Below are 18,166 nucleotides of genomic sequence, written 5' to 3' on the forward strand. Positions count from 1 at the left end.
GGCGGCTTATCCCGCCGCTGGTCACGCCAAGCAATCAAGCCCCTCATGGGGCTTGATTCGTTTTCGGGGTGTGTCTAGAATGACCGGCTCGCCTGAGCCCGGGCTTTGCCTTGGGCGGTACGCAGGCGATTTTTGCAGCCGAAAGGCTCGTTTTTTTTGTATCAGGAGCGTCTAGCCCATGAGTATGCAGGACCCGTTAGCGGACATGCTAACTCGCATCCGTAATGCCCAGATGGCTGAAAAGTCCGTCGTCAGCATGCCTTCTTCCACGTTGAAGGTTGCGGTAGCCAAAGTTCTGAAGGACGAAGGTTACATCGCGGGTTATCAGGTCAGCGGTGAAGGCAAGCCTTCGCTGTCCATCGAGCTGAAGTACTTCGAAGGCCGTCCGGTCATCGAAGAAGTCAAGCGCGTCAGCCGTCCTGGCCTGCGTCAGTACAAATCCGTCGACGACCTGCCGAAAGTTCGCGGCGGCCTTGGCGTATCCATCGTCTCCACCAACAAAGGTGTGATGACTGATCGTGCTGCGCGCGCTGCCGGTGTCGGCGGCGAAGTCCTTTGCACTGTGTTCTAAGGGGGGATAAGCATGTCTCGCGTCGCTAAGAACCCCGTCAGGCTGCCTGCTGGCGTAGAAGTCAAATTCGCCGGTCAGCAACTGTCGATCAAAGGTGCCAAGGGTACCCTCGAGCTGAATGTTCACGCATCTGTTGAAGTGGTCGAAGAGGGCGGGGAACTGCGCTTCTCCGCTCGCAACGGTGATCAGCAGACTCGCGCAATGGCCGGCACCACCCGTGCACTGGTCAACAACATGGTGCAGGGCGTAAGCCAGGGCTTCGAGCGCAAGCTCCAGCTGGTTGGCGTAGGTTACAAGGCTCAGGCCAAAGGCGAAGTTCTGTCCCTGGCACTCGGTTTCTCGCACCCGGTTGATTATCAGCTGCCGAAAGGCGTTACCGCTGAAACTCCAAGCCAGACCGATATCGTCATCAAGGGTATCGACAAGCAGCTCGTAGGCCAGGTTGCCGCGGAAATCCGCGACTTCCGTCGCCCAGAGCCGTACAAAGGCAAGGGTGTCCGTTACGCGGATGAAGTCGTCCGCCGTAAAGAAGCCAAGAAGAAGTAGGGCCTAGCAAATGACCGACAAAAAAGTTACTCGTCTGCGTCGCGCTCGCAAAGCACGCCTGAAGATGCACGAGCTCGAAGCCGTGCGCCTGTGCGTGTATCGCTCTTCGCAGCACATTTATGCCCAGGTCATTTCGGCCGACGGCAGCAAGGTCCTGGCAAGCGCTTCGACCTTGGACAAAGAACTGCGTGATGGCGCCACCGGCAACATCGACGCCGCCACGAAGGTTGGCCAGCTGGTCGCTGAGCGCGCGAAAGCCGCCGGCGTCTCCCAAGTGGCTTTCGACCGTTCTGGCTTCAAGTACCACGGTCGCGTGAAAGCGCTGGCTGATGCTGCTCGTGAAGGCGGGCTGGAGTTCTAAGTTATGGCAAATAACGATCAAAAGCGCGACGAAGGCTACATCGAGAAGCTGGTTCAGGTTAACCGCGTTGCCAAGACCGTAAAAGGCGGTCGTATCTTCACCTTCACCGCGCTGACCGTGGTAGGTGATGGCAAGGGCCGCGTCGGCTTCGGCCGTGGCAAGTCCCGCGAAGTGCCTGCCGCTATCCAGAAAGCTATGGAAGCCGCTCGCCGCAACATGATTCAGGTAGACCTGAACGGCACCACCCTGCAGTACGCTACCAAGTCCACCCATGGTGCGTCCAAGGTGTACATGCAGCCTGCCTCCGAAGGTACCGGCATCATCGCTGGTGGCGCCATGCGTGCCGTCCTGGAAGTCGCTGGCGTTCAGAACGTTCTGGCCAAGTGCTACGGTTCGACCAATCCGGTCAACGTGGTTCACGCCACCTTCAACGGCCTGAAAGCCATGCAGTCCCCTGATTCGATCGCCGCCAAGCGTGGCAAGAGCGTCGAGGAAATTCTGTAATGGCTACCGTCAAAGTTACCCTGATCAAGAGCACCGCCGGCCGCCTGCCCAACCACAAGCTGTGTGTAAAGGGCCTGGGCCTGCGTCGCATCGGTCACACCGTGGAAGTCCAGGATACTCCCGAGAATCGCGGGATGATCAACAAGGCTTACTACATGCTGCGCGTTGAGGGTTGATTCGATGAAACTCAATGATCTGAGTCCAGCGCCGGGTTCCCGTCGCGAGAAGCACCGTCCGGGCCGTGGTATCGGTAGCGGCCTGGGCAAGACCGGTGGCCGTGGCCACAAAGGTCAAACCTCCCGTTCCGGTGGCACCATTGCTCCTGGTTTCGAGGGTGGTCAACAGCCTCTGCACCGTCGCCTGCCGAAGTTCGGCTTCGTTTCGCTGAAAGCCATGGATCGCGCGGAAGTGCGTACCTCCGAGCTGGCCAAGGTGGAAGGTGATGTCGTCACTCTGCAATCCCTCAAGGATGCCAACGTGATCAACCAGAACGTACAGCGTGTGAAGATCATGCTGTCGGGCGAGGTTACTCGTGCGGTCACCCTGAAGGGCATCGCCGCCACCAAGGGTGCGCGTGCGGCCATCGAAGCAGCTGGCGGCAAGTTCGAGGAATAAATGGCTAAGCAAGGTGCTCTCTCATCGCTCAGCAAGAGTGGGGGTTTGTCCGAACTCTGGGCTCGTCTGCGCTTCCTGTTCCTGGCGATCATCGTCTACAGGATCGGCGCTCACATCCCGGTTCCCGGCATGAACCCTGATCGGCTGGCGGACCTGTTCCGACAGAATGAGGGGACCATTCTTAGCCTGTTCAACATGTTTTCCGGCGGCGCGCTCGAGCGCATGAGCATCTTTGCATTGGGGATCATGCCGTACATCTCGGCATCGATCATCATGCAGTTGATGACGGCGATCAGCCCGCAGCTGGAGCAGTTGAAGAAGGAAGGTGAGGCTGGCCGTCGCAAGATCAGCCAGTACACCCGCTATGGCACCGTAGTCCTGGCTTTGGTCCAGGCCATTGGCATGTCCATTGGCCTGGCCAACCAGGGCGTCGCGTTTTCCGCCGGCTTCGGCTTCTACTTCGTGGCAGTCACCACCTTCGTGGCGGGCGCGCTGTTCATGATGTGGCTGGGCGAGCAGATTACCGAGCGCGGTGTCGGCAACGGTATCTCGATGTTGATTTTCTCGGGTATCGTCGCTGGTCTTCCGAGAGCGATCGGGCAGTCTTTCGAGTCTGCGCGCATGGGTGATATCAATATCTTCGCCCTGATCGCCATCGGTTTGCTGGCAGTAGCGATCATTGGTTTCGTGGTGTTCATCGAGCGTGGTCAGCGCCGTATTGCGGTGCACTACGCCAAGCGCCAGCAGGGCCGCAAGGTCTTCGCTGCGCAGACGAGCCACCTGCCTTTGAAGGTGAACATGGCGGGCGTCATTCCTGCCATTTTCGCGAGCAGCATCTTGCTGTTCCCGGCTTCGCTGGGCGCCTGGTTCGGTCAGTCTGCGGGTATGGGCTGGCTGCAGGACGTCTCGCAGTCGATCGCGCCTGGTCAGCCGTTGAACATCTTGCTGTTTACCGCAGGGATCATTTTCTTCTGCTTCTTCTATACGGCCTTGATGTTCAACCCGAAAGACGTAGCGGAAAACCTGAAGAAGTCCGGTGCCTTTATTCCGGGCATCCGTCCGGGCGAGCAGTCTGCGCGCTACATTGATGGCGTTCTGACCCGCTTGACCATGTTCGGTGCTCTTTACATGACGGCCGTGTGCTTGCTTCCCCAGTTCCTGGTGGTTGCGGCCAACGTTCCGTTCTACCTTGGCGGGACCTCGTTGCTGATTGTGGTAGTGGTTGTGATGGACTTTATGGCCCAAGTACAATCCCACCTCGTTTCGCACCAGTACGAATCCCTGATGAAGAAAGCCAACCTGAAGGGCTACGGCGGCAGCAGCATGCTGCGCTAAGGCGCCCATAAGGTTCGAGGAGTTGGTGATGAAAGTTCGTGCATCGGTGAAAAAGCTGTGCCGCAACTGCAAGATTATCCGCCGCGAAGGTATCGTGCGCGTGATCTGCAGCGCGGAACCACGTCACAAGCAGCGCCAAGGCTGATTGTGAGCTGTGCTTAAGCCCGGCAGCTAGTGTGCTGTCGGGTTGATTAATTGTTTTTACAGCGCTATGATCTCGCGCCCTATTTCTTGGCTTCCGGGGCGCAGGTAGCTGTCAATTGGAGTTCCACTGAATGGCCCGTATTGCAGGCGTTAACATTCCGGATAACAAGCATGCTGTTATCTCGCTGACCTACATCTACGGTGTTGGTCGCACTACCGCGCAGAAGCTCTGTGCGGACGCCGGTGTCAACCCGGCTGCAAAGATCAAGGATCTGAGCGACGAGCAAATCGAACAACTGCGTGGCGAAGTCGCGAAAATCACCACCGAAGGTGATCTGCGTCGTGACATCAACATGAAGATCAAGCGCTTGATGGACCTGGGCTGCTATCGTGGCCTGCGTCACCGTCGTGGTCTGCCGGTTCGCGGTCAGCGCACCAAGACCAACGCCCGTACCCGCAAGGGCCCGCGCAAGCCGATCCGCAAGTAATCGCGCCAGCGAATCGACAGGAATTTAGTCATGGCAAAACCTGCTGCTCGTCCTCGTAAGAAAGTCAAAAAGACAGTGGTCGATGGGATCGCCCATATCCACGCGTCTTTCAACAACACCATCGTGACCATCACCGACCGTCAGGGTAACGCGCTGTCCTGGGCGACCTCCGGTGGTTCGGGTTTCCGTGGCTCCCGTAAGTCCACCCCGTTCGCCGCTCAGGTAGCTGCAGAACGCGCTGGCCAGGCTGCCCTGGAATACGGCCTCAAGAACCTCGACGTGAACGTCAAGGGTCCAGGTCCGGGTCGTGAGTCCGCTGTTCGTGCACTGAACGGCTGCGGTTACAAGATCGCCAGCATCACCGACGTGACGCCAATCCCGCACAACGGGTGCCGTCCGCCGAAGAAGCGTCGCGTGTAATTCAGGAGACAGTAAGAAATGGCACGTTACATTGGTCCAAAATGCAAACTGTCTCGTCGTGAAGGCACCGACCTGTTCCTGAAGAGCGGCGTTCGCGCTCTGGAATCTAAGTGCAACATCGAAGCAGCCCCGGGTATCCACGGTCAGCGCCGTGGCCGTCAGTCCGACTACGGCACCCAGCTGCGCGAGAAGCAAAAAGTTCGTCGTATCTACGGTGTACTCGAGCGTCAATTCAGCGGCTACTACAAGCAAGCTGCCAGCCAGAAGGGCGCCACCGGCGAAAACCTTCTGCAACTGCTCGAGTGCCGTCTGGACAACGTCGTCTACCGTATGGGCTTCGGCGCTACCCGCGCTGAATCCCGTCAGCTGGTTTCGCACAAGGCGATCTCGGTTAACGGCAAGACTGTAAACGTCCCGTCCTTCCAGGTTCGTGCAGGTGACGTGGTTGCAGTTCGCGAAAAGGCGAAAAACCAGCTGCGCATCGCTCAAGCCCTTGAGCTGTGTGCCCAGCGTGGCCGCGTTGAGTGGGTTGAAGTAGACGCTGAGAAGAAGTCCGGCACTTTCAAGAGTGTTCCGGCTCGCAGCGACCTCTCCGCCGACATCAACGAAAACCTGATCGTCGAGCTCTACTCCAAGTAAGGGCTAGAAAGTAGGTGCATCCATGCAGATTTCGGTAAATGAGTTTCTGACGCCCCGCCATATTGATGTGCAGGTCGTCAGCCCAACCCGCGCCAAGATCACGCTCGAGCCACTCGAGCGTGGCTTTGGCCACACCCTGGGCAACGCGCTGCGTCGCATCCTGTTGTCCTCCATGCCTGGCTGTGCAGTCGTAGAAGCCGAGATCGACGGTGTGCTCCATGAGTACAGCGCCATTGAAGGTGTTCAGGAAGACGTCATTGAAATCCTGCTCAACCTCAAAGGTCTGGCCATCAAGCTGCACGGTCGTGACGAAGTTACGCTGACCTTGTCCAAAAAAGGTTCGGGGGTGGTTACCGCTGCCGATATTCAGCTGGATCATGATGTCGAGATCGTGAATCCCGAGCACGTAATCGCGAACCTGGCGTCCAATGGCGCTCTGAACATGAAGCTCGTTGTAGCTCGTGGTCGTGGTTACGAGCCGGCTGACTCGCGTCAGAGCGACGATGACGAAAGCCGCAGCATTGGTCGCTTGCAGCTGGATGCCTCGTTCAGCCCGGTGCGTCGTATCGCTTACGTGGTGGAAAACGCCCGTGTCGAGCAGCGCACCAACCTGGACAAGCTGGTCATCGACCTGGAAACCAACGGTACCCTGGACCCGGAAGAAGCTATCCGTCGTGCCGCGACCATCCTGCAACAGCAGCTGGCCGCGTTCGTCGATCTGAAGGGTGACAGCGAACCAGTCGTCATCGAGCAGGAAGATGAGATTGATCCGATCCTTCTCCGCCCGGTCGACGATCTGGAGTTGACTGTACGTTCGGCTAACTGCCTTAAGGCGGAAAACATTTACTACATCGGCGACCTGATTCAGCGTACCGAAGTAGAACTGTTGAAGACTCCGAACCTGGGCAAGAAGTCCCTGACTGAAATCAAGGACGTCTTGGCCTCCCGCGGTCTTTCCCTCGGCATGCGCCTCGATAACTGGCCGCCTGCAAGTCTTAAGAAGGACGATAAGGCTACGGCCTGATCGTCGTAATCACCGAACGTAGAGTTTGGTAAGGAATGAACCATGCGTCATCGTAAAAGTGGTCGTCACCTGAGCCGCACCAGCGCGCACCGCAAGGCCATGTTCCAAAACATGGCGGTGTCGCTCTTCGAACACGAGCTGATCAAAACCACCCTGCCGAAAGCCAAGGAACTGCGCCGCGTTGCCGAGCCGCTGATCACCCTGGCCAAGGAAGACAGCGTTGCCAACCGTCGTCTGGCTTTCGACCGTACCCGTTCGAAGTCTGCCGTAGGCAAGCTGTTCAACGACCTGGGCAAGCGCTACGCCACCCGTCAAGGCGGCTACCTGCGCATCCTCAAGTGCGGCTTCCGCGCTGGGGACAACGCGCCTATGGCCTATGTTGAGCTGGTTGACCGTCCGGTTGCTGGCGTTGTCGAAGCGGCTGAATAAGCCTTTTCGATTCACAAGAAACCGAGCTTAGGCTCGGTTTTTTGTTGTCTAGTCTTTAGCGATTTTCTATTGATAGGCTCAGATTAATAAATTAGCCCGCTTCGCTCATGCACTTGATAATTAGTCCCATCAAGCCGTTCCAGGCTAGCGCCACAGATGGAGACCGCCATGAGCGATACCAAGACCCTGACCACCGCCAGCGGTGCGCCAGTTGCCGATAACCAGAACTCCCGTTCCGCCGGGCCGCGTGGCCCCTTGCTGCTCGACGACTTCCACCTGGTCGAGAAACTGGCCCACTTCAACCGCGAGAATATTCCTGAGCGCCGCGTACACGCCAAGGGCTCGGGTGCCTACGGCACCTTCACTGTCACCCAGGACATCACCCGCTTCACCTGCGCCAAGCTCTTCAGCGAAGTCGGCAAGCAGACGCCCATCTTCCTGCGCTTTTCCACTGTAGGCGGTGAACGCGGTTCGGCCGATACCGAGCGCGACCCGCGTGGCTTTGCCGTGAAGTTCTACACCGAGGAAGGCAATTGGGACATCGTGGGCAACAACACCCCGGTATTCTTCATCCGCGACCCGCTCAAGTTCCCTGACTTCATCCACACCCAGAAGCGCCTGCCGCAAAGCAACCTGAAAAGCGCACAGATGATGTGGGACTTCTGGTCGCACTCGCCCGAGGCACTTCATCAGGTCACCATTCTTTTCAGTGATCGTGGCATCCCGGACGGCTACCGCCACATGCATGGTTTCGGCAGCCATACCTACAGCCTGGTCAACGCCCGCGGCGAACGGGTATGGGTAAAGTGGCACTACAAGACCCAGCAGGGCATCAAGAACCTGGCCCCGGCCGAGGCGGCGCGTATCGCCGGTACCGACCCGGACTATGCTCAGCGTGACCTGTTCAACGCCATCGAGCGCGGCGATTTCCCGCGCTGGACGGTATGCCTGCAGGTGATGACCGAGGCTCAAGCCAACCAGCACCCTGAAAACCCCTTCGACGTTACCAAGGTGTGGTCGCAGAAAGACTACCCGCTGATCGAAGTGGGCACCCTGGAACTGAACCGCAATCCGCTTAACTACTTCGCCGAGGTCGAGCAGGCCGCCTTTGGTCCGAGCAACATGATACCGGGGGTCGGCCTGTCGCCGGACCGTATGCTGCAGGGCCGGGTGTTCGCCTACGCCGACGCCCACCGCTACCGGGTCGGCACCAACTTCCAGCAACTGCCGGTCAACGCGCCCCTGAGCCCGGTGAACAGCTATCAGCGCGACGGGGCCATGCGCTTTGGCAGCAACGGTGGCGCGGGGCCCAACTACGAGCCCAACAGCTACAGCGACGCACCTAAGCAGGTTCCGGCCTACGCGGAGCCGGGGCTGCCCATCAGTGGCGCGGCTACCCGCTACGATCACCGTACCGACAGTGACTACTACAGCCAGGCCGGTGCCCTGTTCCGGCTGATGAGCCCGGCGCAGCAGCAACAGCTCATCAGCAACATTGCCGGCGCCATGCAGGGCGTGACTGAGGATGTAGTGCAGCGGCAGCTGCAGCATTTCATCAAGGTCGACCGCGCCTACGGGGAGGGGATTGCCCGCGCGTTGAGTATCACCGTCGAGTAACTGCGAACGCAAAGAAGAACCGCCCTCATTTGGGCGGTTTTTCGCATCTGTACGGCGCCGATTGGCTGAAATTCGCGATTTTTCGTCGCATCACCATCGACCCTGGACTAACATTGGTTCACACTAAGCGCCTTTCCAGCACGTTACGAGATGTGGGCCATGCAAGGTCATCCAGATGTCATCGATTACCTCAACACGCTACTGACCGGCGAACTGGCGGCCCGTGACCAGTATTTCATCCATTCTCGTATGTACGAGGATTGGGGCTTCGCCAAGCTCTACGAGCGAATCAACCATGAGATGGAAGAAGAAGCCGGTCACGCCGACGCTCTTATGCGTCGTATTCTGATGCTGGAAGGCACGCCTCGCATGCGTCCGGATGACCTGGACGTCGGCACCACCGTACCCGAGATGCTGGAAAGTGACCTGCGGCTGGAGTACAAGGTCCGCGCCGCGCTCTGCAAGGGCATTGCCCTGTGCGAGCAACATCGTGATTACGTTAGCCGGGATATCCTCAAGCTGCAGCTATCGGATACTGAGGAAGACCATACTTACTGGCTGGAAAAGCAATTGGGCCTGATCAAGCGCATCGGCCTGCAGAACTACCTTCAATCGCAGATGGGTAACTGACCCTAGGTTTTCGCACGCCCCAGTAGGAGCCAGCGAAGCTGGCGAATATCCTCTTCGCTAGCTTGCGCGAGTCCTACTGGCGGCCCCGCCGAAATCAGGCCTTGTCCCGCTCCAATAGCGGCTTGAGATACTTGCCGGTATAGGATTGGGGCATCTTGCATACCTCTTCCGGCGTCCCGCAGGCAATGATCTGGCCTCCACGAGAGCCACCCTCAGGGCCCAGGTCCACCAGCCAGTCCGCGGTCTTGATCACATCCAGGTTGTGCTCGATCACAACCACGGTGTTGCCGTGGTCGCGTAGCCGATGGAGTACGTCCAGCAACTGCTGGATATCGGCGAAGTGCAGGCCTGTAGTCGGTTCGTCGAGAATATAGAGCGTCTTGCCCGTGTCACGCTTGGACAGCTCCCGGGAAAGCTTGACCCGCTGCGCTTCGCCGCCTGACAAGGTGGTAGCCGACTGGCCGAGCTTGATATAGGAAAGCCCTACATCCATGAGCGTCTGAAGCTTGCGCGCGAGTGCCGGAACGGCGTCGAAGAAAGCGCGGGCTTCCTCGATGGTCATTTCCAGCACCTCGTCGATGCTCTTGCCCTTGTAACGAATCTCCAGGGTCTCGCGGTTATAGCGCTTGCTCTTGCACACGTCGCAAGGGACATAGATGTCGGGCAGGAAATGCATCTCTACCTTGATCAGGCCATCACCCTGGCAAGCCTCGCAACGACCGCCCTTGACGTTGAAGGAGAAGCGCCCAGGGCCGTAACCGCGCGCGCGCGCCTCAGGCACTCCGGCGAAGAGTTCACGAATAGGTGTGAACAGGCCGGTATAGGTTGCCGGATTCGAACGCGGTGTACGGCCGATAGGGCTCTGGTCGATATCCACGACCTTGTCCAAGTGCTGAAGGCCATCGATGCTGTCATGGGCTGCAGCCTCCAGCGTAGTGGCGCCGTTAAGCGCGGTCGCGCTCAAGGGGAACAGCGTGTTGTTGATCAGCGTGGACTTGCCTGAACCCGACACACCCGTGACGCAGGTAAGCAAGCCGATAGGAATCTCCAGGTCGACGTTGCGCAAATTGTTGCCGCGGGCGCCCTTGATCATCAACGAGCGCTTCTTGTCTCGAGGTGTACGCTTCTCTGGGTAGACAATCTTCTTGCGCCCGGACAGGTATGCGCCCGTCAGGGAGTCCGGGTGGGCCATTACCTCATCGGGTGTGCCCTGCGCGACTATGGCGCCGCCATGAACGCCAGCCCCTGGGCCAATATCCACCACGAAGTCCGCCAGGCGAATGGCATCTTCATCGTGCTCCACGACGATGACCGTGTTGCCGATATCACGCAGATGGTTAAGGGTGGCGAGCAGCCGATCGTTATCGCGCTGGTGCAAGCCGATCGAGGGCTCGTCGAGGATATACATCACCCCCACCAGGCCGGCCCCGATCTGGCTGGCCAGACGGATCCGCTGAGCTTCGCCGCCCGAGAGCGTGTCGGCGCTGCGATCCAGGGTCAGGTAGTCGAGGCCCACGTTAACCAGGAACTGTAGACGCTCGCGAATCTCCTTGAGGATCTTGTCAGCAATCTCCCCCTTGCGCCCGGTAAGCTGCAAGCCACCGAAGTAATCCCAGGCTTCGCCGATGGGCAGGCCGGTAACCGCGGGCAGCGTTTTTTCGCCTACCCAAACGTGACGTGATTCCCGGCGCAGACGCGTGCCCCGACATTCAGGGCAGGGCTGTGTACTGAGGTATTTGGCCAGGTCTTCGCGAACACTGGTGGATTCGGTCTCGCGGTAGCGGCGCTCGAGGTTGGGCACGATGCCCTCGAAGGGATGCGAGCGCTTGACGATATCGCCCCGGTCGTTGAGGTAGCGGAAATCGACGTTATCGCGGCCGCTGCCATAGAGCAGCAGCTTCTGCTTGTCGGCGGGCAGTTCACCGAAGGGCTTGTCCAGGCTGAACTTGTAGTGAGTGGCCAGTGAGCCGAGCATCTGGAAATAGTAGACGTTGCGCCGGTCCCAGCCGCGAATGGCGCCTTCGCCCAAGGTCAGTTCACCATTGACGAGGCGTTTAGGGTCGAAGAACTGTTTCACCCCGAGGCCGTCGCAGGTGGGGCAGGCACCCGCCGGGTTGTTGAAGGAAAACAGCTTCGGTTCCAGTTCGCTGATCGCATGGCCGCAGACAGGGCAGGCGAAACGGGCCGAGAAAATGATGTCTTCGCTGGTATCCCCTTCGTCCATCGGAGCGACCAGCGCGATGCCGTCGGCCAGCTTCAGGGCTGTCTCGAAGGATTCGGCCAGGCGCTGCTGGAGATCCGCCCGTACCTTGAAACGGTCGACAACCACATCGATGCTGTGCTTCTTCTGCTTGTCGAGCTTCGGAGCTTCGTCCAGCTCGTGGGGCTTGCCGTCGATGCGCGCGCGCACGAAACCTTGGGCCCGCAGTTCTTCCAGCACACTCAGGTGTTCGCCCTTGCGCTCGCGAATCACCGGCGCCAGCAACATCAGCCGCCGGCCTTCCGGCTCGGCCAGCACCAGGTCCACCATCTGTGAGATGGTCTGGGCTTCCAGGGGCGTGTCGTGGTCCGGGCAGCGCGGCGTCCCCACCCGCGCATACAGCAAGCGCAGGTAGTCGTAGATCTCGGTGATGGTGCCGACGGTGGAGCGTGGGTTGTGCGAAGTGGATTTCTGCTCGATGGAAATGGCTGGCGACAGGCCTTCGATAGTATCGACGTCCGGCTTTTCCATCATCGACAGGAACTGCCGCGCATAGGCTGAAAGCGACTCCACGTAACGGCGCTGGCCCTCGGCGTAGAGGGTATCGAACGCCAGGGAGGACTTGCCCGAACCGGAGAGGCCGGTGATGACGATGAGCTTGTCGCGAGGAAGGGTCAGGTCGATGTTTTTCAGGTTGTGGGTACGCGCCCCACGAATCAGGATCTTATCCAAGGCGGCCTCGCTCGGCGGGCATAAACACGAAAGTATACGGGGCGAGCCGGGCGAACAGTACCTCCCGGCATACAAAGGCCCAGTGGGCAGGAGTGGCGCATCCCATGAAAATCCATTCATGTGGCATAGCGTCACTCAATGTGCCGTTACGTGATCGGACTGGTAGAATCCCGCCCGGTTCACATGAGGTAATTCCATGCAAGATCTCCACAGCGAACGCATGAGCGGAGGCGAAACCCGCGCCGCTGCCGGCCTGGCGCTCGTGTTCGCTTTCCGCATGCTGGGCATGTTCATGGTACTGCCGGTGCTCGCCACCTACGGCATGGACCTGCCGGGTGCCACCTTGCCCCTCATCGGCCTGGCCATCGGTGCCTACGGGCTGACCCAGGCGGTACTGCAGATTCCTTTCGGCATCATTTCCGACCGAATCGGCCGCCTCCCTGTGATCTACCTGGGGCTGATGGTCTTCGCCCTGGGTAGCCTGGTCGCCGCGCAGGCGGACGGCATCTGGGGCGTAATCCTTGGTCGGGTCCTGCAAGGTGCCGGTGCCATTTCCGCGGCGGTCATGGCGCTGCTCTCAGACCTCACCCGCGAGCAGCACCGCACCAAAGCCATGGCCATGATCGGCATGAGCATCGGCTTGTCCTTCGCTGTCGCCATGGTCGTAGGGCCGTTGCTTACCCGTGCATTCGGGCTCAAGGGCCTGTTCATGACCACTGGCGCGCTGGCGCTGCTGGGCATGCTCATCGTTGCCTTCGTCGTCCCGCGCTCGACGCGCGCCCTCCAGCATCGGGAATCCGGCGTGGCGCGCCAAGCGTTGGGCCCCACATTGCGGCATCCGGACCTGCTGCGCCTGGATGCGGGCATCTTCATCCTGCATGCCATATTGATGTCCAGCTTCGTGGCCTTGCCCCTGGCCTACGTGGAGCGCGCCGGCCTGCCCAAGGAACAGCACTGGTGGGTGTACCTTACCGCCTTGTTCATCTCATTCTTTGCAATGGTTCCGTTCATTATCTACGGCGAGAAAAAGCGCAAAATGAAGCGCGTGCTGGTTGGCGCCATCGCGGTTCTGGCGCTTACCGAGCTGTACTTCTGGGGCGCGGCCCAGAGCCTGGTTTCGCTGGTGGTAGGCACGGTGGTCTTCTTCACGGCTTTCAACCTGCTGGAAGCTTCGCTGCCGTCACTGGTGAGCAAGGTGTCACCGGCAGGCGGCAAGGGCACGGCCATGGGCGTGTATTCCACCAGTCAGTTCCTGGGCGCTGCCCTGGGTGGCATCCTCGGTGGCTGGATGTTCCAGCACGGCGGCCTCGGTGGCGTGTTCCTGGGGTGCGCGGTATTACTCATGTTGTGGATGGCTATTGCTGGTACCATGCGTGAACCACCCTATGTCACCAGCCTGCGCCTGCCGCTGTCGCCTGAAGCGGCGCGCGATGCGGGGCTGAGCGAGCGGCTCATGGCCGTCCCGGGGGTGACAGACGCTGTAGTGGTGGCCGAGGAAGCCGCCATCTATATCAAACTGGATACGAAAATTGTGGATCGCGCTGCTCTCGACGCCTTGGTCAACCCGCGCCAGAGCACGTGCGACGCCTAGGAGAACGATATGGCCCGCGGGGTTAACAAAGTCATACTGGTCGGCACATGCGGTCAGGATCCGGAAGTCCGCTACCTGCCCAACGGCAACGCGGTGACCAACCTGAGCCTGGCCACCAGCGAGCAGTGGACCGACAAGCAAAGCGGCCAGAAGGTCGAGCGCACCGAATGGCACCGCGTGTCGCTGTTCGGCAAGGTCGCCGAGATCGCTGGCGAGTACCTGCGCAAGGGCTCGCAGGTCTACATCGAAGGCAAGCTGCAAACCCGCGAGTGGGAAAAGGACGGTATCAAGCGCTACACCACGGAAATCATCGTGGACATCAACGGCACCATGCAACTGCTCGGTGGCCGTCCGCAGGGCCAGGATCAGCAAGGCGGCGGTAACTACAACCAGGCTCCTCGCCAGCAGGCACCACGCCCACAAAGCCAGCCGCAGCAGCAGTCCCGTCCGGCGCCCCAGCAACAAGCGCCGCAGCCGTCGAATGACTTCGACAGTTTCGATGATGATATTCCGTTCTGAGGTGTAGGCTTTCAGAACTGTAAACATGAGAGGCGAAGCCATTGATTTGGCCTCGTGTTGCTGGACAGATTAATCAAATTTTGATCAACCAGTAGGGCCGTGTTAGCATTGAGCCCAAGAATAGCCCCCACGCCTCGGGCGGGACTTGTCCCGTACTGCGCACCAGGGGGTTAGTTATTTCTAGCCCCCCTGTAACCGCAGAATGCTTTGGCATGCCGCAAGCACCCCTCTATTTCCTCAAGCCTGCGAAACCACCCAGTGTTCTGCTGCGCCGCCTTAGCCTCAAAGGCTTAGGTATCCGAGGACAGCGAGACAAGGCCCTGCACGCCTTGGAGTTCATCGGCTATCACCGCCTGCTGATTTACATGCGACCGCTGCAGGACCCGCAAAAGCGCTTCTTTGCTACTGTTCAGTTCGACGATATCCTCCAGCTTTATGACTTTGATCGACGGCTACGTCTTGTGTTCCTGGATGCGATCGATCGCATTGAGGTCGCGTTCCGCGCAGCGATCATCAACACCTTGGCCTTGGACAAGACCTGCGGTAGTCATTTTTACCTGGACGCCATCCATTTCAAGGATTGCAAAGCCCATCGCGACATCATGAAACAGGTGCTGGGCCTTCCGGAAAAAAATGCGGCCATCAAGCATTACTACGATAACTACAACACGCCGGCCCTACCGCCTGTGTGGACGGTTCTCGAAGCGATGACCATCGGCCAGCTATCGCGCCTGTTTAGCGATCTGCACTTGGACCATCGCAAAACTGTGGCGGCCCGATTCGGCTACGACGAGTCCGTGCTGGTGACCTGGCTGAAAGCCCTTACCATCCTGCGTAATGTGTGCGCCCACCATGGCAGGCTGTGGAACGTGTCGATTACCGCAGATGCGCCGAAATATGCCAAGGCTATTGCCGCTGAGTTTCCCAGCCACAATGATCGAGGCCGCATTTTTGCACGAGCAGTTGTGGTCCAGGCTTTGCTCGAAAAGATCGACCCCACCTCCGACTGGAAGGTACGGTTCAAGCAGTTGATGTCGACCCTGCCTACGTCCGTCCTAGCTAAAGCAGGCCGGACCACGGCCGAGCTTGGCCTGGTTGCAGGTTGGGAGAACCGTCCATTCTGGTCCTGACTTAGGCGTGCGCCAGGCTGGGGGAAAAGTGTAAACAACAGGGCTTCAAATCTTGGTTGCGTTTACGTTTTTGGGCGGATGACACATGCCTCATCACCAACGCGTTGACTCACAAGGAAAATCTGACTTGTTTACGATTTTTGGTGAGTACAACCGTTCTAAAGTCGCTGCGCCCTTGTAAGCAGCAGCGCCGCGCGCTGTGGGGGCTGGCGGCAGCTAGCGAATGGCTATGAAGGCAGCCAGATTCGTCAGCTGTCGCTGACTTCCACAACAAATTTGCACCAACCGGCCCATCTCCCTATCATTCCGTCGGGGTGCGCCCTGGCATCGGGCCAGCGTGCAGGTTAAACACTCATCGCCGGTCGGGCCGCTGGCGGGGAGTCGATATGCCTTCCGAATCACGCCCTGTCTCCAAGTCCATCCCGCTACCTCAAGTCCTGACCAGCCGCGCCCTGGCTGCGCTCGAGCGCTTCAGCCATATCGAAGCGGTCAGCGGCATCGTGCTGGTCGCCGCCGCCGTGGCCGCGCTCATCTGGGCCAATGGCAGCTCGGCCCATGGCTATGAAGCCTTCTGGCATACGCGCCTGACGTTGACCCTGGGTGAATGGAGCCTGGGCGAATCGCTGCACTTTCTCGTCAACGATGGGCTGATGACCATTTTCTTTCTGGTCGTAGGCATGGAGATCCGTCAGGAGATCCATGATGGGGCCCTGTCGAATCTCAAGTTGGCGACGCTACCGATAGGCGCGGCCATGGGTGGAGTGCTGGTGCCCGCCGGTCTTTATCTGGCACTCAACGGCGGTCAACCTACCGCCCATGGTTGGGCGGTACCCACCGCGACGGATATTGCCTTCGCCGTCGGGGTGCTGGCGTTGCTGGGCCGTTCGTTACCCAACAACATCCGGGTGTTTCTGCTGGCCTTGGCCATCATCGACGATATCGTGGCCATTCTGATCATCGCCGTTTTCTATACCACCAGCCTTGACTATGCGGGCCTCGGCATTGCCGCGGCCGGGCTGGTGGGTGTGCTGGCCCTGCAGCGCATGGGCATCGGCCTGGCCTGGGTGTACCTGGTGCCGGGTACGCTGACGTGGTATGGGCTGTTCAAGCTGGGTGTGCACCCAACCCTGGCGGGCGTGGTGCTAGGGCTGATGACGCCGGTGCGCCCCCTGCCGGCCCGCCAAAGCCCTCTGGACATGCTGGCCGCCGCTTTCCATGAGCTGACCCGTCAGGTTCAGGAGCAGCCCAAGCAGGCCGCAGCGCCGCTCAAGCAATTGAGTCAGGCCCAGCGGCAGGTGCTGCCACCGGTGCAGCGGGTGCAGCAGCGCCTGCACCCCTGGGTGGCCTACGGCATCATGCCACTGTTCGCCCTGGCCAACGCCGGTGTGAACCTGCAAGGCGTGGACGTCACCGCGCCCGCGGCTTTCAACGTAATGGTCGGGGTTGGCCTGGCCTTGGTGGTGGGAAAGCCGCTGGGTGTGCTACTGGCCAGTTTTGCCCTGGTGCGCTTGAGGCTCTGTGAGCTGCCTTCAGGCGTTACCTGGGCAGGCGTTGCGCTGGTAGGGCTGTTGGCCGGCATCGGCTTCACCATGGCAATCTTCATCGCCGGCCTGGCATTCAGCGATCCCGCGATGCTGGGCGCTGCCAAGCTGAGCGTGCTCTGTGCCTCCAGCGTGTCGGCGGCGCTGGGGCTGGCTTACGGGTTGTGGATGTTCAAGCGCCGGGCCCGGACGCTCAGCTGATGCCAGCGGCCAGGGTCTGGCTCGGGCTTTCCAGGAAAAGGGCGCGATAGGCTTCGGCGAAGCGGCCCAAATGCCAGAAGGAATAGCGCATGGCGACGTCGGCTACCGTAGTTTCTCCTGGGCGTGCCCGGAGCAGTGCCTGACGCGCCAGGTTCAGGCGACGCATGCGCAGCCAGGCCGTGGGGGCCATGCCGACGCACTCGGCGAAGGCCATGCGCAGTTGGGGGAAACTTGCGCCCGCGCAGTCGGCCAGCTGCACCGCGCTGAAATGCTCGGTGGGGTAAGCGCTGACCAGATCCTGCACCCGCTGCACGATGCGTCGGTGCTGGCGCACCCGGCGAATGGTGGACCCCTGCTGCGCCTGGCTGGATTGTTCCAGCACGAAAAGGCAGTCGTCGACCAACTGCAGGGTCAGATGCTCGGCGGCGCCGGGGTCGGTATCGGCCGCCTCGGCCATCTGCCCAAGGGTAGCGCTGAGCCAACGCATGAACAGACCACCATGGGCGGACCTCAAAGGCGTCAACAGCAGTTCCTCGAACAGCGGGTTCAGCTGGCGCGCGCCAAGCCGGTCCTGCTGAACCACTACCGCGATCTCTCGATAGTTTTCAGGCGTAATCCATAGGTTCTGGGTGCTCGCGTCCAACAGATAGAGGCTGGCGTCAGCCATGTCGAAGCTGAACACCAAGGCATCCTGGGGCGCCTGGTAGTACTGCTCGATGCGGGTGTTCATGTACTCCTCGTACACCTGAACGCCTGCCAGATCAGCTTCCACCAGACGGCCACGGAACTGGCCCGCCGACATCTGTGCGTAGTGCAGATGCCAGCCGGCATTCGCGGCGCCTTGTTCATCAGCGGCAGCGGTTTCCACGACCTTGAACGGCATGGGTGGCCTGTTGGGTTTGTTCTGAGGGGCACCTCACCTTAACAGT

21 protein-coding genes are annotated in these 18,166 nt (G+C 59.9%); 19 read left to right on the forward strand and 2 right to left on the reverse strand.

Annotation, left to right across the window (positions count from 1 at the left end; translation table 11 throughout):
• Window positions 1–178: 178 nt before the first annotated feature.
• The 15 genes from rpsH (at window position 179) to bfr (ending at window position 9,323) form a co-directional block, all read left to right on the forward strand.
• Window positions 179–571, forward strand: a complete 393-nt coding sequence (rpsH, locus tag BN1188_RS10855; protein WP_040261509.1) for a 30S ribosomal protein S8 — start codon at window positions 179–181, stop codon at window positions 569–571.
• A gap of 12 nt (window positions 572–583) precedes the next feature.
• A complete protein-coding gene (rplF, locus tag BN1188_RS10860) occupies window positions 584–1,117 on the forward strand; it encodes a 50S ribosomal protein L6 (RefSeq protein ID WP_040261510.1) in 534 nt (177 codons plus the stop codon).
• A gap of 10 nt (window positions 1,118–1,127) precedes the next feature.
• Window positions 1,128–1,478: a 50S ribosomal protein L18 gene (gene rplR / locus BN1188_RS10865; protein WP_040261511.1), complete on the forward strand. Its 351-nt coding sequence runs from the start codon at window positions 1,128–1,130 to the stop codon at window positions 1,476–1,478.
• Between the two features lie 3 nt (window positions 1,479–1,481).
• Complete coding sequence (gene rpsE / locus BN1188_RS10870; RefSeq protein ID WP_040261512.1) at window positions 1,482–1,982, forward strand: 30S ribosomal protein S5; 501 nt, start codon at window positions 1,482–1,484, stop codon at window positions 1,980–1,982.
• On the forward strand, window positions 1,982–2,158 hold the full coding sequence (gene rpmD / locus BN1188_RS10875; protein ID WP_009397493.1) for a 50S ribosomal protein L30: 177 nt from the start codon (window positions 1,982–1,984) through the stop codon (window positions 2,156–2,158). The genes rpsE and rpmD overlap by 1 nt, the downstream gene beginning before the upstream one ends.
• 4 nt (window positions 2,159–2,162) lie before the next feature.
• Complete coding sequence (gene rplO / locus BN1188_RS10880) at window positions 2,163–2,597, forward strand: 50S ribosomal protein L15 (RefSeq protein ID WP_040261513.1); 435 nt, start codon at window positions 2,163–2,165, stop codon at window positions 2,595–2,597.
• The gene (gene secY / locus BN1188_RS10885; RefSeq protein ID WP_040261514.1) at window positions 2,598–3,932 is read left to right on the forward strand and encodes a preprotein translocase subunit SecY; all 1,335 of its coding nucleotides are present in this window, start codon (window positions 2,598–2,600) and stop codon (window positions 3,930–3,932) included.
• Between the two features lie 28 nt (window positions 3,933–3,960).
• On the forward strand, window positions 3,961–4,077 hold the full coding sequence (gene rpmJ, locus BN1188_RS10890; protein ID WP_011531897.1) for a 50S ribosomal protein L36: 117 nt from the start codon (window positions 3,961–3,963) through the stop codon (window positions 4,075–4,077).
• 130 nt (window positions 4,078–4,207) lie between these two features.
• Window positions 4,208–4,564 carry a 30S ribosomal protein S13 gene (gene rpsM, locus BN1188_RS10895; protein ID WP_040261515.1) on the forward strand — a complete coding sequence of 119 codons (357 nt, stop codon included), beginning with the start codon at window positions 4,208–4,210 and terminating at the stop codon, window positions 4,562–4,564.
• Window positions 4,565–4,594: 30 nt separating this feature from the next.
• Window positions 4,595–4,984 carry a 30S ribosomal protein S11 gene (gene rpsK / locus BN1188_RS10900; protein ID WP_002555466.1) on the forward strand — a complete coding sequence of 130 codons (390 nt, stop codon included), beginning with the start codon at window positions 4,595–4,597 and terminating at the stop codon, window positions 4,982–4,984.
• Between the two features lie 18 nt (window positions 4,985–5,002).
• On the forward strand, window positions 5,003–5,623 hold the full coding sequence (gene rpsD / locus BN1188_RS10905) for a 30S ribosomal protein S4 (protein ID WP_040261516.1): 621 nt from the start codon (window positions 5,003–5,005) through the stop codon (window positions 5,621–5,623).
• A gap of 22 nt (window positions 5,624–5,645) precedes the next feature.
• The gene (locus tag BN1188_RS10910; RefSeq protein WP_040261517.1) at window positions 5,646–6,647 is read left to right on the forward strand and encodes a DNA-directed RNA polymerase subunit alpha; all 1,002 of its coding nucleotides are present in this window, start codon (window positions 5,646–5,648) and stop codon (window positions 6,645–6,647) included.
• 42 nt (window positions 6,648–6,689) lie between these two features.
• Window positions 6,690–7,076 (forward strand): 50S ribosomal protein L17, encoded by a 387-nt coding sequence (rplQ, locus tag BN1188_RS10915; RefSeq protein ID WP_040261518.1) that lies wholly within the window; start codon window positions 6,690–6,692, stop codon window positions 7,074–7,076.
• 168 nt (window positions 7,077–7,244) lie between these two features.
• Window positions 7,245–8,693, forward strand: a complete 1,449-nt coding sequence (locus BN1188_RS10920) for a catalase (protein WP_040261519.1) — start codon at window positions 7,245–7,247, stop codon at window positions 8,691–8,693.
• A gap of 159 nt (window positions 8,694–8,852) precedes the next feature.
• Window positions 8,853–9,323, forward strand: coding sequence for a bacterioferritin (gene bfr, locus BN1188_RS10925; protein WP_040261520.1), 471 nt, complete (start codon window positions 8,853–8,855; stop codon window positions 9,321–9,323).
• 94 nt (window positions 9,324–9,417) lie between these two features.
• Here the strand turns inward: bfr and uvrA are convergent, their stop codons facing one another.
• A complete protein-coding gene (uvrA, locus tag BN1188_RS10930) occupies window positions 9,418–12,255 on the reverse strand; it encodes an excinuclease ABC subunit UvrA (RefSeq protein ID WP_040261521.1) in 2,838 nt (945 codons plus the stop codon).
• Window positions 12,256–12,451: 196 nt separating this feature from the next.
• Between uvrA and BN1188_RS10935 the strand changes: the two genes are divergently transcribed.
• The 4 genes from BN1188_RS10935 (at window position 12,452) to nhaA (ending at window position 17,237) form a co-directional block, all read left to right on the forward strand.
• A complete protein-coding gene (locus BN1188_RS10935) occupies window positions 12,452–13,846 on the forward strand; it encodes an MFS transporter (protein ID WP_040261522.1) in 1,395 nt (464 codons plus the stop codon).
• 9 nt (window positions 13,847–13,855) lie between these two features.
• The gene (locus BN1188_RS10940; protein WP_040261523.1) at window positions 13,856–14,365 is read left to right on the forward strand and encodes a single-stranded DNA-binding protein; all 510 of its coding nucleotides are present in this window, start codon (window positions 13,856–13,858) and stop codon (window positions 14,363–14,365) included.
• A 212-nt stretch (window positions 14,366–14,577) separates the two neighbouring features.
• On the forward strand, window positions 14,578–15,495 hold the full coding sequence (locus BN1188_RS10945; RefSeq protein WP_040261524.1) for an Abi family protein: 918 nt from the start codon (window positions 14,578–14,580) through the stop codon (window positions 15,493–15,495).
• 386 nt (window positions 15,496–15,881) lie between these two features.
• On the forward strand, window positions 15,882–17,237 hold the full coding sequence (nhaA, locus tag BN1188_RS10950; protein WP_040261525.1) for a Na+/H+ antiporter NhaA: 1,356 nt from the start codon (window positions 15,882–15,884) through the stop codon (window positions 17,235–17,237).
• On the opposite strand, the gene BN1188_RS10955 is transcribed toward nhaA, so the two are convergent.
• Window positions 17,230–18,120, reverse strand: a complete 891-nt coding sequence (locus tag BN1188_RS10955; RefSeq protein ID WP_040261526.1) for a helix-turn-helix domain-containing protein — start codon at window positions 18,118–18,120, stop codon at window positions 17,230–17,232. The genes nhaA and BN1188_RS10955 overlap by 8 nt on opposite strands.
• Window positions 18,121–18,166 lie beyond the last annotated feature (46 nt).

Source organism: Pseudomonas massiliensis, assembly GCF_000826105.1.
Lineage (GTDB): Bacteria > Pseudomonadota > Gammaproteobacteria > Pseudomonadales > Pseudomonadaceae > Aquipseudomonas > Aquipseudomonas massiliensis.